The sequence below is a fragment of the Streptomyces sp. NPDC006207 genome (genome assembly GCF_040613835.1).
Classification (GTDB): domain Bacteria; phylum Actinomycetota; class Actinomycetes; order Streptomycetales; family Streptomycetaceae; genus Actinacidiphila.
The window spans coordinates 13,537-26,167 of record NZ_JBEXSX010000017.1 but is presented as its reverse complement, the minus strand read 5'-3'; the positions used below and the strand labels follow the sequence as shown (position 1 = coordinate 26,167).

Sequence of the window (12,631 nt, the reverse complement as noted above, 5' to 3'; positions counted from 1 at the left end):
CGGGGTCAGCGGTGATGACGGGTGACGACCCGGTGCACGGCGCCGGCCATGGCCGCCTCGCCCTGGGCGTTGGGGTGCGCCGGTGCCGCCGGGGTCGCGGGGGCGAGGGACTCGATCCAGCGCGTGCCCGCCGGCGCGCACATGTCGTGCCCGATGGTCGGGGTGTAGGTGTCGGCGTAGCGCGCGCCCGCCTTGCGGGCCTGGGTGGCCAGCATGGCGTTGAGCGCCTTCTCCGTGTCGCGCAGGTAGGAGAAGTCACCGGCCGCGAAGGGCACCGTGGCGCTGGTGCAGGCCGATCCGTCGTCAGGGAACAGGTCCGGATACCCGGCCACCACGACGCGGGCGTGCGGTGCGCGCCGGTGGATGTCGCGGATGACGGTGGCGACCTTGGGTGCGGTCTGCGCGACGCGCTCCGCGAGCTGGTCGTGGCCGCCCGCGGTGAAGTGGGCCCGGCAGGGGGCTCCGGTGGGGTCGGCGGACGTCAGGCCGGCGCAGGTGGCGATGACGCTGCTGAAGCCGATGTCGTTGCCGCCGATGCTGAGCGTGACCAGGTCCGTGCCGCGCTTGAGGGCGGCGAGCTGCGCCGGTGCGGCGCCCTGGGGCGCGATCATCTCCGCGGTGGTCGCCCCCGAGCAGCTGACGTCGGTGAGACGGGCGTTCTCGCGCGCCGCGACGAGCGAGGGGTAGTTGCTGCTCGACCGCAGGCACGTCGGGTCCACCTGGTCGGGGATGAGCGGGCCGGACGCGTAGGAGTCGCCGAGCGCGACGTAGTCCCGTCCACCACCCCCGTGGCCGGCCGGTGACGCGCCGGCGGTCCCTGCTCCGAAGCCCAGCAGCGTCACCATGCCCGTCAGGGCGGCAGCACCGAGTGCGACCCCGCGACGGGTGCCGGGCCGGGTCAGTGTTCTCTTCATCTGTGTCCGTTCGTCGTGGTTCCTGGCCGTCCGGGCCGCCGGACGAGGCGGCCCCCGGCTTCGCAGCGGTTCCTGCGGCGGCATCACGCCGCGCCCGCAAAATACTTGCTGCGCCAAGCAAGTAGATCATCGTGCCTTCGGGAGACGCAAACGCCGGTGCCCGGCGTGCCACCTGCCGGGCCGGCGCCCTGCACATCCCCGGCGGCCGTTCAAGCCACGCGATCTCGGGGCATGACAGCGCCTTCCGTCACCTGTCTGCTGGTGGCGAGAGAGCAGACAGGTCGACGGCCCCGCCACGACGAGGTGATCCCCATGAGCACGGACGATCCGGCACGGCTCCACGGTGCGCACCGCAAGGACCGGAGCGCCCACCCTCCCCGGCCCCCATGGCGGCGCGGGCTGCTGGCCTGCGTGCGCGCGCCCTGGACGGTCGCCTGGCTGGTCGTGGGGCCGGTGTACGAGTGGACGGTCCCCGGCCGGGCCCGCAGGCGCCGTGCCGGGGGACCGCTGCCCGCGCCGGCCTGAGAACCGGCGGCCGCGTGCGTCGGGTCAATCCTCGGCGGGTGTCTGCGCGTTCCGCCAGACCGTCAGGTCGACCGTGGCGTAGTCGTTGTCCGCATCCTCAGGGGAGTAGCCCCGTACCGTGACGAGCGCGATGTGACCGGCGGCGGTGACCACGCAGATCCGGCTGCCCCTGACCGCGTTCTTCCGTGAGATCTCCTGGGAGTACCGGGTCACGGAGCGGCACGTGGCCAGCGACCCGGTCTGACGGCTGGTGAGCAGCACCAAGGTGTTGCCTTCGGGGGTGGCGAAGCCCCAGCCGCGCGCGCCCCAGGCGTACCCGAAGTCCCCTTCGTAGTACGGGCCGACCCTGGGGTGGTACGGCTTGGGCGGCAGCTCGGAGAGGGAGATGGTGTACTGGTAGGGCACGTCGATGCCCTTGTACGACGTGGACGGCGGGTCCGCGTCCAGTGCGGCGCTTTCGCCGCCGCCGCCCGGAGCGGTCCGCGACGCGGAGTCGCGGTCCGGCGCTCCGGCCCCGCCCGGTTCGCCCGCCCCGTCCACGGTTCTGCCGTACAGAAGGAGCGCGCCGACGCACGCCGCCGCCAGACCGGCGATGACGGCCACGACGAAGCCCGGTCCGCGGCGCCGGGCCGAGCCGGGGGAGCGCGGTGGGGCGGGCGGGGCGGGCATGGTGGTGTGGCGGCCGATGTCGGCGGCGACGGCCGGCGGGAGCCAGCCCTCGGGGCGGCGCAATTCCGTCCGCGGTGAGATCCGACGGCAGATGTCGATGACCTCGGCGGGGGTGGGGTGGGCGGCCGGATCCTTCTTCAGGCACAGCCGGGCCAGTTCTGCGAGCTCATCGGGTACGCCGGACAGCTCGGGCTCCGCGTGGACGATGCGGTAGAGCGCGGCGTGCGGGGTGCCCTCGCCGAAGGCGGGCCGGCCGGTGGCGGCGTAGACGGCGACCTGGCCGAGGGCGAAGACGTCGGTGGGGGGCAGACAGGGGGCGCGGGAGGCCTGCTCGGGGGTCATGAAGGGGGGGTGCCGACGATGACGCCGCTGCGGTGAGCGAGGTCGCGTCGGCGGCCCGGGCGATCCCGAAGTCGATGACCCGCGGTCCGTCGGCGGCCAGCAGCACGTTGGACGGTTTGAGGTCGCGGTGCACGATGCCGACGCTGTGGATGGCCTGCAGGGCCTCGGCGATCCCGGCGACGGTCAGCGCCACGGCAGGCACCGGGAACGGCCCGTGCCGGCCGACGGCCGCCTGCAGGGAGGGCCCGGCCACGTACGCCGTGGCGAGCCAGGGGCGGTCCCCATCGGTGTCGCTGTCGATGACCGGGGCGGTGTAGAGGCCCTGCACCTGCTGGGCGGCGTGAACCTCCAGTCGGAACCTGCGGCGGAACTCGTGGTCCCCGGCCAGGTCCGGCCGGATCACCTTGATGGCGACCGGGCGCCCGCCGGGTGTGTACGACAGGTACACCGTCCCCATGCCCCCCTCACCGAGGCGGGCGGCGATCCGGTACCCCGCGACGGTGGCCGGATCGCCGGGTGCCAACGGCTGGAACACCGGGATCACCCGCTCAGTCCGCATCGAACCCCCCTTGATGACCGGCCAGCCCCGCACGCGATGGGGGGTCGCGCCGATGCCCGCACCGGAGGGGCGGTTCGCGGGACCGGGCCACGGCTGACGGGGGGCGACCGATGTGGCTCTGGGGATATGAGCATCGGGCACGCCGGCCGTCGACAGCAAGGGCGTGGACGGCCTGGGTGCGTCGGTGCGACACGCCGACCGAAGCACGTGGTCGCGCCCCACGAAGCGGCGCCCCCGGGCCGCCACCCGCGTCGGGACCGGACCGGTGGCGGCCGGGCGTGGCCCGCCCGACGTGCGGGGGCCCCGCCCCGCGCGCACGCTGGACCGTGGACGCACGGGGACGTCGCCCCGGCCGGTTCCCGTGGAGCGGCCTCCCGGAGTGACGCGCCCGAGGAGCAGTGATGGCACGCACGGTCGACGTCGTCGTCGTCGGTTCCGGTGTGAACGGCCTGGTCGCCGCCACCGAACTGGCCAAGGACGGCTGGTCGGTGGTCCTGCTGGAACAGGGCGACCGGCTGGGCGGCTTCATCGCCACCGAGGAACGCACCCTGCCCGGATACCTGCACGACACCTACTCCTCCTGGCACCCGCTGTTCGTGTCCGGAGGGGCCTACGCCGTCCTCGGCGAGGACCTGCACCGCCACGGCCTGGAGTACCGCAACGGCGACGGCTTCGTCACCGGCACCGTCACCGACGACGGCCGTGTGCTCCTCGTGCACCGCGACGCGGCCACCACGGCGGAGGCGTTCGGCCGGGCCGAGGACAGGGCTGCCTACCTGGCGATGCTGGGGCGCTTCCTCGACAACGCCGACGCCATCGGCGGCATCCTGAGCGGCGAGCCCCGCTCCCCACGGACGCTGCGGCACATCGCGAGGCTGGTGCGCCGCGAACGGTTCACCGGCACCGAGGCCTGGCTCCGGTCGGCCGTCACCAGCGGACGCTCCTACTGCCGCGGCGCGTTCCGGGGCGACGAGGCGGACCTGCTGTGGGTGCCCTGGCTGCTGCACGCGGGGCTGTCCCCGGACCACGCCGGGGGCGGCCTGCTGCTGCCCGTGCTCGCGGCCTCGCTCCACGGCTACGGGGTGCCCGTCGTGGCGGGCGGCGCCGGCAACTTCGTCCGGGCCTTCGAGACGCTCCTCGGGGAACTCCACGTGGACGTCCGCACCGGGTACCCGGTGGAGCGGCTGCTCCTCACCGACGGCAGGGTCACCGGAGTGGCCGGCGGCGGTGAGCACATCCACGCCCGCCGTGCCGTCCTCGCCTCGGTGACCCCGACCGCGCTGTACGGGGAACTGCTGCCGCAGGACGCCCCGGTCCCCGCCGCGGTCCGCGACCAGGCCCGGCACTACCGCTACGGCCGCGCCGCGATGCAGCTCCACGTCGCCCTCTCCGCCCCGCCCGGCTGGAACGACGACCGGCTGGCCGGCATCCCGCTGTTCCACCTGAGCGACGGATCGGCGAGCACCGGGATCGCCTGCGCGGAGGCCGAGGCGGGCCTGCTGCCGCGCCGGCCCACGGTGGTCGTCGGCCAGCAGTACGTCCTCGACCCGTCCCGCGTGCCGGAAGGTGCCGCGTCCCTGTGGATCCAGCTGCAGGAACTGCCCTTCGCGCCCGTCGGCGACGCGGCCGGCGAACTCGACGTCGGCGGCGGCTGGACGGAGGCACTGACCGAGGGCTACGTCGGCCGGGTCCTGGCCCGGGTGGCCCGCCACGCCCCCGACCTGCCCGGCAAGGTGCTCGCCTGGGACGCCGTCACCCCGGCCGACCTGTCCGGGCACAACCCCAACGCGGTGGCCGGCGACCCGTACGGGGGCTCGGCCGAACTCGACCAGAGCCTGCTGTGGCGACCGCTGCCCGGCGCGCCCCGGCACGCCACACCCGTCCCCGGGCTGTGGCAGATCGGCGCCTCCACCCACCCCGGCCCCGGCCTCGGCGGGGGCTCGGGCCACCTCGCCGCGCAGCAGCTCATCCGCGGCGCACGACGACCCGGGCGCCGCTGACCCCTGGCCCGCGCCGCAGCGGGCATGGTGCGCCGGACGGGCGCGTGGTCCCCTGGCTGCCGTGCGCTTCCCGCTGGGGCACCCGGCGGTCGCGAGCGTGGCGTTCTTCGACCATCCGGTGCCGGAGGAGTTCTGGCACGCCGTCAAACACGCCGGGGATGCTCCCGGAGCACGTGCCCACGCCGTGAGGGGTCGTACGGGCGCGGTCAGGCGGCGGAGTCGTCGCCCTCGGCCCGCTCCTCGGGGACGAGCAGCACCGCGATGCGGCTGGTGTGGGCGATGGCGTCGCTGACACGGGGGTTGAAGAACGCCGCGACCGAGCCGCGGTGGTGGGGGCTGACGACCAGGAGGTCAGCCTTGAACTGCTCCGCCGCGGCGGAGATCGCGCCGGCGATCTCCTGCGTGGTCACGTCGCGGACGAGCTCACCGTCGGCCTCCGCCACACCCATGTCGTGGAGCGTGGCGACGGCCTCGTCGACGACGGCGCCGGCGTCGGAGTCCCCTTCCAGGGTCATGACGGTGTCGAACGCGACCGTCGAGGCGAGCACGTGCACGACGTGCACCGCGGCGCCGCTCAGCCGGGCCATGTCTCCGGCCGTGCGCAGGGCGGACTGGCGGGAGGGGCTGGAGTCGACGGCAACCATGATGCGCTGGTACATGGACATCTTTTCTCTTCTTCCAGGGCTGAGCAGGGGTTCGCGGACTCAGTAGAGGCCTGCGGTGGTGGAGTTCCCCTGACCAGCGGTGTCGTACGGCGTGAACATTCCGTTCACAGTCTGCGCCGACCTGCGGGGGCCGTCCGCGGCGGGGGGGGGTGCCCCCTGAGCCCGGTGGCTGCCGTACCCTGCGCCCCGTCAGCCGGGCAGCTTCGCCGCGAGGACGTCGACCGGGGTGATGACGGGCGGCACCGCGAACAGTTCGTCACCGAGCGCCTCGATGCGCTGCCGCACCTTGCCCCGCAGGTGCGTCTCGCGGTCCTCCTCGGTCTCGAAGGCGTCGAAGATGCGGAACGAGGACGGCGCCGGGCGGAAGGCGAACCACGCCAACGTGCCCGGCTCGGCGTCGACCAGCGCCTTGGCGTCGACGAGGAAACGGACGACCTCGTCCTCCCGGCCCGGCCGGGCCTCGAACTCCACGAAGAATCCGTACGCGGGCATACCGGTGCTCCAGGTCGCAGGAGGGACGGCCCCTCGGGGCCGCTGGTGAGGGCGACGCTACCCGGCCGGCCCGGCGCCCCCCGCGAAGCCGGCCCGGCATTTCGCGGCGTCGTTCCGTGTGTCTCGGGCCTGCCCCACGGGCCGGGAGCCCGGATAGGCTCGCGGCCCGGGCGACCGAGCGGCCCGACGCGTCCGGCCCGACGGGGCCGGCCCCGGCCGGCCCCGGCCCCGTGCTGTGGCCGCACCCACCGCGTGGCTGATGGTGATGGCGCTGGTGCCTCGCGGCGACATCGCCCTGCTGCTCCGGCCGTTCGGCCTGCTGCCCGATGCGAGCACGGCGCCGGTCGTGACCGCCCTGATCAGTCGTGGTGCCGTCGCCGACGCCGCGCGGGAGCGTCCTCGCCGCCGGGGCGTGGCCGCCGCGGTCCGTGCCCTGGTCGTGGCGGCGACGGGAGTGCTCGGCTTCGCCGTCGACCTCCTGGTGTCCCCGCCCGCCGCCGACCTCGACCTTCAGGCCGGCATCCTCCTGGGACTGCCCCCGGGCGCGGGGCTGTTCACCCGGGTGGGCAACCGGAGGAACCCGTCCGCGCCGTCCGCGCCGCCCGGCGGGTGACGCGGGCGGAACCCGCTGCCGGGGCGGCACGTCACATCGGCAGGCTCCGAGGGGGGCCCACTGCCTTGGGGAGGCGTCATGAGACCGCTCGTGCTGGTGGGTGCCGTCTGTCTGCTCGTGGGATCCGCCGGATGCGGAGCGCGGACGGTGTCCGCGGCGGACGACGACGGTGCGGCCACCGCGCGCATGCGGGAGGTCGCCGAGGCCTGGGAGGGCTCGGAGTCCGCACGATCGTGGCGGGAGGGCTTCTACCCGCTGGAGGACGTGGTCCGGCTCCCGGACAACGCCTTCCGTACGGACGCCGACAAGCAGGCCTACCTGACGCGGAACTTCGAGCACCGCGGGGCGCTGCCCCGCACCGAGCACGAGGGCCGCATCCGCTGGGCGGACGGGACGTCGACGCCCGTCACGCCGATGACGGCACGGGAGGCCTACGACGGGCTGGACGAGGGGCCGGAGGGCCGCGCGGACCCGCTGACCGTCACCAAGGCCACCTTCGGCGAGATGACCCTGCTCACCAGCCGCGGCGAGGCCCGCGTCCCCGCCTGGCACTTCACGCTCGACGGCTACGACACCCCGCTGGTGCGTGCCGCGATCAGCCCCGCGCGGCTGCCGGGCGCCCCGATCGCCGCCCTCTCCCAGGCCACCGATCCCGGGATGCCGCTGCACGGGCTGCGGAAGGTCGCCGAGGACGGCCGGAGCGTCACCGTCCAGGCGGAGCACGGCGCCTGTGACGACGGTCCGGCCGTCGACGTGCTGGAGACCCGCGACAGCGTGGTGCTCCGCGGCACGGTCCGCGGCGCGGACGACGGCCCGTGCACCGCGCAACTGCTCGTCGACCCGGTGACGGTCCGCCTTGACCGGCCGCTCGGTGGGCGGATCCTGCTCGACGCCTTCACCGGCGGGCCCGTGGAGCTCGGCGGGCGGTAGACCTCCGCCTGGCCCCCGTCACCCGGTACGACGACGGCCGCCGCGCCCCGAGGGGCGTGGCGGCCGTCGCGTGGTGGCGGTGCGGCGTCAGGCGGCGCTCCTGCGCCGTACGACGACGATGATCACGGCGCCCAGCCCGAGGGCCAGGATCGCGGAGCCGCCGAGGAGCAGCGCGCCGCCGGCGCCGGTGAAGGCGAGGCCGCCGCCGGAGTCGCCGCCGGAGGACGAGGAGCCGCCGTTGCCGGACGTGCCGGCGGAGCCCGACTCGTCGTCGCCGGAGGCGGTGGGCTCCGGGGTGGCCGACGGGCCACCGGAGGAGCCCTGCGAGCCGTCGCCGTCGCCGGTGGCGTTCAGGACGATCCAGGCGGTGTTGTTGGACTGCTCGGGCTCGACCGGGTTGTTCCACGCCGGCAGGGCGACCTTGCCCTTGGCGTTCTTCACGACCTTGTCGATGCGCAGCTCGAACGGGAAGCTCAGCTTCGCGTCCTCCAGCAGCGGGGTGTCGACCCAGCACAGGTAGCCCTTGACGCCCTCGTCGATGGTGGTGAAGCTGCAGCCCTTGGGGCTCTTGGTCACCTTCGCGCCCTCGGGCACGGCGACGGAGAAGATGATCGGCTCCCCGCCGCTGCGCAGAGCGCTGATCCAGGCCGGACCGTCGTTGCGGAAGCCGATCTCCGCCTTCACCGTGTCGCCGGCGTCGCCCCGGGCGGAGGCACCGGTGAGCACCAGGTCGTAGGTGTTGTGGCTGGGCAGGTCGAGATCGGTGTAGCGCGTGTAGTCACCCGCGGGGGCGCCGGGGACTTCCTCGAGGGTCAGCGGCGCGCCGGTACCCGGCGTGTAGCCGTCGTTCTCCAGCAGCGCCTCGGCCTTCTTCGCGCCGACCGCGGAGAACCCGTAGCTGAAGCCGTCCCTGAGGGCGAACGCGGCCGTCTTGACCTTCAGCGGTCCGGACAGGGTGTAGGCCGTGCCCGTCTTGTAGGTGCCGGCGAAGGTGCAGATCGCGTCGGTGCCCTGGTAGAGCAGCGACCCCTCGGTGGTCTGCTTGTAGGCGCAGTTGCCGTAGCTGTCGGGGAAGCTCAGCCCGCGCGAGCCGTGGAAGTGGAGCACGGCGCCGTCGGCCGCCATGCCGCCGACGTTGCGGAACCCGACCGGCGCCTCGTAGGTGTCGCCGGCGGCGAGGCCCTTCGGCTCGGCGAGCTTGCGGCCCAGCAGTTCCGGACCGCCGACCAGCACGTCGATGGTGAGCGGCGTGAACTCGACGCCCTCGCCCTCGCCGGTCACCTTGATGGTGCCGAAGTCCCCGGCCGCGCTGTCGGCGTCGATGTCGAGGCGGATGCCGCCGATGCGGTTGTACGCCTCCCCGGCGTTGATGTCGTCGCGCTCGCAGACGGCGGTCAGGCCGGTCGCGTCGCAGGGCAGCTTCACGGCGGCGACGCCCTCGAGGCCGCTGGCGTCGATCTTGATCGTGTACGGGCCCTGGTGGACGACGGGGACCACCCCGTCGTCGTCCGGCTCGTCGCTGCCGGGCGCGGCGAGCCGCAGCGAGACCTGGGGCTGGCTCGGGTCGTCGTCGTCGCCCTGGAGCGACAGATCCACGTGGCTCGCGCCGGTGATCGCGACCGGCAGTGGGGCGCCGTCGTCGGCGAGCGCGGGTGCGGCTGAGCCGAACCCGGCGGCCAGAGCGGCGGCCGCCACGAGACCGATCGCTGCCCGGGAGACGGATCTGCGGACGGGACGTCTCATCAACGTTTCCTTGTCGGATGTCGGGGTCTGAAGCGGTGCGCCGCTCCGGGCGCACGCCCTTCAGACCTCCCGGGCATCCGCACCGTTGTGCACGGGAAGATCACAGAGTGGTCACAGATGGGGCCGTCGTGCCGAAAGGGATCCGTGTGTGTCGGCACCAAAGCCAAATAAGCCGGGCAAATGCGTGTTTTACGGTTTCCGGGTGACGGAATAGTTGCCTCGGCATACGGGGTTGCAGCTCACGTACACGACACGCATGACCACCACCACGGTCCTACCTCTGCCCGGAGGCCTCACCCCATGACGCTCACGACGACCGACCTGCCCGCCCGGAGAGCCAGCGGGGCGGTCGTCCCGGTACTCGCCTTCGCGGGCATCGTTGTCGCAGTCATGCAGACCCTGCTCGTGCCGGTCATCAAGGACCTGCCGCAGCTGCTGCACACGGCGCCGAGCAACGCGACCTGGGTGCTGACCTCCACCCTGCTCTCCGGCGCGGTGGCCACCCCGATCATGGGCCGCCTCGGTGACCTCTACGGCAAGCGCCGCATGCTGATCACCAGCCTCGCGGTCATGGTGGTCGGCGCGGTGATCAGCGCCGTCACCAGCCAGCTGCTCACCATGATCGTGGGCCGTACGCTCCAGGGCTTCGCCATGGGCGCCATCCCGCTCGGCATCGGGCTCATGCGCGACATGCTCCCCCGGGAGCGGCTCGGCTCGGCGATGGCCCTCATGAGCTCCTCCATCGGCGTCGGCGGCGGCCTGGCGCTGCCCGGCGCGGCGCTGATCGCCCAGCACACGAACTGGCACGCGCTCTTCTACGCCGCGGCCGGTCTCGGCGTCCTCGCCATCGTCCTCGCCCTGGCCGTCGTGCCGGAGTCCCCGACGCGCGCGAAGGGCACGTTCGACCTGCCCGGCGCGCTCGGCCTGTCCACCGGCCTGGTCCTGTTCCTGCTGCCGATCACCAAGGGCAGCGACTGGGGCTGGTCGTCCGGCACCACCCTCGGGCTGTTCGCCGCCGCAGCCGTCGTCCTGCTGCTGTGGGGCGTGATGGAACTGCGGGTGAAGGCCCCGCTGGTCGACCTGCGCACCACCGCCCGCCGCGAGGTGCTGCTCACCAACCTCGCCTCGATCATGGTCGGGGTCAGCTTCTACGTCGTCTCGCTCGTCCTGCCCCAGCTCCTCCAGCTCCCCGCAGCCACCGGTTACGGCCTGGGCCAGTCCATGGTCGTCGCGGGTCTGGCCGTGGCCCCGCTCGGCCTGACGATGATGTTCACCGCCCCCGTCTACGCCCGCCTGTCCGCCCGCTTCGGCCCGAAGACCACGCTGATCATGGGCCTGCTGGTGATCGGCGCCGGCTACGGCGGCGGCCTCGGCCTGATGGACGCCGTCTGGCAGACCGTCCTCACCTCGGTGATCCTGGGCGCGGGCATCGGCCTGGCCTACTCCTCGCTGCCCGCCCTCATCGTCGGCGCGGTGCCGGCCTCCGAGACCGGCGCGGCCAACGGCCTGAACACCCTGATGCGGTCCGTCGGCACCTCGGTGTCCAGCGCCGTGATCGGCATGGTGCTGGCCAACACCGCCCAGCACGTCAACGGCGTCGCCATCCCGACCATGCACGGCTTCCGCGTCTCGTTCCTCATCGCCACGGGCGCCGTCCTCCTCGGCCTGCTGCTCGCCCTCGGCCTGCCCGGACGGCGGACCGGCCTGCAGCTGCGCGCCGGCAGCGAGGAGGAGGCCGGCCTGGCGCGTGCGGAGGAGGTCCTGCGTGGCTTCCGTGGCCGGGTCGTGGGTGCTGGGGGCGCTCCGGTCGCCCGTGCCAAGGTCACCCTGATCGACCGTCGCGGGCGGCAGGCCGGGGCGACGCTCTCCGCGGAGGACGGCAGCTACGCGCTCGCGGTCCCGGCCGGTGGCCCGTACGTGCTCGCCGCGCGCGCGGCGGGGCACGGCCCCCTCACCTCGGCGGCCACGCACGCGGGAGACGAGCGCCTGGTCGACCTCGACCTGGCGCTGCCCGGCGAGACCGTCACGGCCTGACCGGTGGCCTGGGTGGGGCGGGCCTCAGGGGGTCAGCCCCGCCCCGTCAGCCGCGACCCGGCGGGCGTACGCCGGTACAGCACCGTCCGCCCCGACCGGGAACGGGTCACGAGACCGGCCTGGTGCAGCACCCCCAGGTGGTAGGAGACCGTGGCGGCGCTCAGGAAGTGACGCGCCGCGAGCTGCGTGGTGGACGCCGGCCGCGCCAGCGCCCCGAGCAGCCCCGCGCGGGTGGGCCCGAGCAGCCTGGCCAGCTCGGCGGAAGGGGCCGCCGGCGCGGCCGGCCTGTCCCGTACGGGATAGGCCACCATCGGCGGCCGCCGCCCGCCGCGCACCGGGTCGACGACCACGCTCGGCCCCGCCGCCACCAGCGACGGCACCACGATCACCAGGGGAGCGGCGATCCCCACCGAGAAGCGGCTCTCGACGCGCAGCGTGCCGCCGGTCCACCGGATCGCGGGGTGCAGCGAGTTGAACAGCCCCGCGGCGCCCTGCCGGGCCAGTACCCCCGCGCACCGGTCGACCTCCGCGTCGAGCGCGGCCCTCGCACCGGGCCAGTGCGGGGCGAAGGCGAGCTCCCAGTAGCGCCGCAGTTCCTCCGCGACCTGCCGGGCGACGTGTCCGCCGCCCCGCGCCATCGCGCGCCGCACCCCGGGCGGCAGCTCCGATCCGGCCAGCCCGTTGCAGGGGCGGCCGTCCCGCAACGCCGCCAACTCGCCCAGCACGCGCCCGGGCGGCGTGGCACGCACCCGCTCCAGCTCCTCCTCGACGGTGGGCGAGGGACCGGACGGATGCGGGCTGAGGAAGTCCGGTAGGTAGCCGCCCCCGTCGAGCGCCAGCTCCGACAGCAACGGCAGCCGTGCGCGGCGCAGCACCCGACGGGCCCGCGTCACCCACGGATCGGCCTCCGGGTCCGGGCGCAGGCCCCACGGCAGCAGCGTCGCCGCGACCTCGTGCAGCGGCGAGACAGCGAAGTGGGACCGGGCCAACCCGGCGGCGTCCACGGTGAGTTCGATCATCCTTCTCCCTGCCGCCCCGCATCCCGGGTTCCTTCGAACGTGCTCGAATCGTGGCACGGAGTCTCGCCGTGGCGAGCCCCCTTGGCGCAGTCTGATGGCCGACGGACGGCAGGGGCACAGAGAACG

The 12,631-nt window shown here is 74.2% G+C and carries 10 protein-coding genes and 1 pseudogene; 5 read left to right on the top strand and 6 right to left on the bottom strand.

Going from position 1 to position 12,631, the window contains the following annotated elements; all coding sequences use genetic code 11:
• Positions 1-5: 5 nt before the first annotated feature.
• Positions 6-914: an SGNH/GDSL hydrolase family protein gene (locus ABZ312_RS16035; protein ID WP_500323553.1), complete on the bottom strand. Its 909-nt coding sequence runs from the start codon at positions 912-914 to the stop codon at positions 6-8.
• 312 nt (positions 915-1,226) lie between these two features.
• On the opposite strand from ABZ312_RS16035, the gene ABZ312_RS16030 reads away from it, so the two are divergent.
• Positions 1,227-1,439: a hypothetical protein gene (locus ABZ312_RS16030; protein WP_500323554.1), complete on the top strand. Its 213-nt coding sequence runs from the start codon at positions 1,227-1,229 to the stop codon at positions 1,437-1,439.
• Positions 1,440-1,463: 24 nt separating this feature from the next.
• Here ABZ312_RS16030 and ABZ312_RS16025 read toward each other — a convergent pair.
• Positions 1,464-3,009, bottom strand: a pseudogene (locus ABZ312_RS16025) (serine/threonine-protein kinase).
• 401 nt (positions 3,010-3,410) lie between these two features.
• Between ABZ312_RS16025 and ABZ312_RS16020 the strand changes: the two are divergent.
• Entirely contained in the window at positions 3,411-5,009 is a 1,599-nt protein-coding gene (locus ABZ312_RS16020; protein ID WP_500437900.1) for a phytoene desaturase family protein, read from the top strand.
• A gap of 206 nt (positions 5,010-5,215) precedes the next feature.
• Here the strand turns inward: ABZ312_RS16020 and ABZ312_RS16015 are convergent, their stop codons facing one another.
• Together ABZ312_RS16015 and ABZ312_RS16010 are read right to left on the bottom strand one after the other, a co-directional pair.
• Positions 5,216-5,674, bottom strand: a complete 459-nt coding sequence (locus tag ABZ312_RS16015; RefSeq protein ID WP_500323557.1) for a universal stress protein — start codon at positions 5,672-5,674, stop codon at positions 5,216-5,218.
• A 189-nt stretch (positions 5,675-5,863) separates the two neighbouring features.
• Positions 5,864-6,166, bottom strand: a complete 303-nt coding sequence (locus ABZ312_RS16010; RefSeq protein ID WP_500323559.1) for a putative quinol monooxygenase — start codon at positions 6,164-6,166, stop codon at positions 5,864-5,866.
• 235 nt (positions 6,167-6,401) lie between these two features.
• Between ABZ312_RS16010 and ABZ312_RS16005 the strand changes: the two genes are divergently transcribed.
• Both ABZ312_RS16005 and ABZ312_RS16000 read left to right on the top strand, forming a co-directional pair.
• Positions 6,402-6,779 (top strand): hypothetical protein, encoded by a 378-nt coding sequence (locus ABZ312_RS16005; RefSeq protein WP_500437898.1) that lies wholly within the window; start codon positions 6,402-6,404, stop codon positions 6,777-6,779.
• Between the two features lie 78 nt (positions 6,780-6,857).
• Positions 6,858-7,709 (top strand): hypothetical protein, encoded by an 852-nt coding sequence (locus ABZ312_RS16000; RefSeq protein ID WP_500323561.1) that lies wholly within the window; start codon positions 6,858-6,860, stop codon positions 7,707-7,709.
• An 87-nt stretch (positions 7,710-7,796) separates the two neighbouring features.
• Here ABZ312_RS16000 and ABZ312_RS15995 read toward each other — a convergent pair whose 3' ends face one another.
• A complete protein-coding gene (locus ABZ312_RS15995; RefSeq protein WP_500323562.1) occupies positions 7,797-9,452 on the bottom strand; it encodes a hypothetical protein in 1,656 nt (551 codons plus the stop codon).
• A 180-nt stretch (positions 9,453-9,632) separates the two neighbouring features.
• On the opposite strand from ABZ312_RS15995, the gene ABZ312_RS15990 reads away from it, so the two are divergent.
• Positions 9,633-11,486 (top strand): MFS transporter, encoded by a 1,854-nt coding sequence (locus ABZ312_RS15990; protein WP_500437896.1) that lies wholly within the window; start codon positions 9,633-9,635, stop codon positions 11,484-11,486.
• A 32-nt stretch (positions 11,487-11,518) separates the two neighbouring features.
• Here ABZ312_RS15990 and ABZ312_RS15985 read toward each other — a convergent pair whose 3' ends face one another.
• Entirely contained in the window at positions 11,519-12,505 is a 987-nt protein-coding gene (locus ABZ312_RS15985; RefSeq protein ID WP_500323564.1) for an ArsR/SmtB family transcription factor, read from the bottom strand.
• Positions 12,506-12,631 lie beyond the last annotated feature (126 nt).

Coding starts and splice junctions, on each gene's coding strand:
- ABZ312_RS15995 (WP_500323562.1), bottom strand. CDS start 9,452: ATGAGACGTCCCGTCCGCAGATCCGTCTCCCGGGCAGCGATCGGTCTC.
- ABZ312_RS15985 (WP_500323564.1), bottom strand. CDS start 12,505: ATGATCGAACTCACCGTGGACGCCGCCGGGTTGGCCCGGTCCCACTTC.
- ABZ312_RS16010 (WP_500323559.1), bottom strand. CDS start 6,166: ATGCCCGCGTACGGATTCTTCGTGGAGTTCGAGGCCCGGCCGGGCCGG.
- ABZ312_RS15990 (WP_500437896.1), top strand. CDS start 9,633: ATGCGTGTTTTACGGTTTCCGGGTGACGGAATAGTTGCCTCGGCATAC.
- ABZ312_RS16020 (WP_500437900.1), top strand. CDS start 3,411: ATGGCACGCACGGTCGACGTCGTCGTCGTCGGTTCCGGTGTGAACGGC.
- ABZ312_RS16000 (WP_500323561.1), top strand. CDS start 6,858: ATGAGACCGCTCGTGCTGGTGGGTGCCGTCTGTCTGCTCGTGGGATCC.
- ABZ312_RS16035 (WP_500323553.1), bottom strand. CDS start 914: ATGAAGAGAACACTGACCCGGCCCGGCACCCGTCGCGGGGTCGCACTC.
- ABZ312_RS16030 (WP_500323554.1), top strand. CDS start 1,227: ATGAGCACGGACGATCCGGCACGGCTCCACGGTGCGCACCGCAAGGAC.
- ABZ312_RS16015 (WP_500323557.1), bottom strand. CDS start 5,674: ATGTCCATGTACCAGCGCATCATGGTTGCCGTCGACTCCAGCCCCTCC.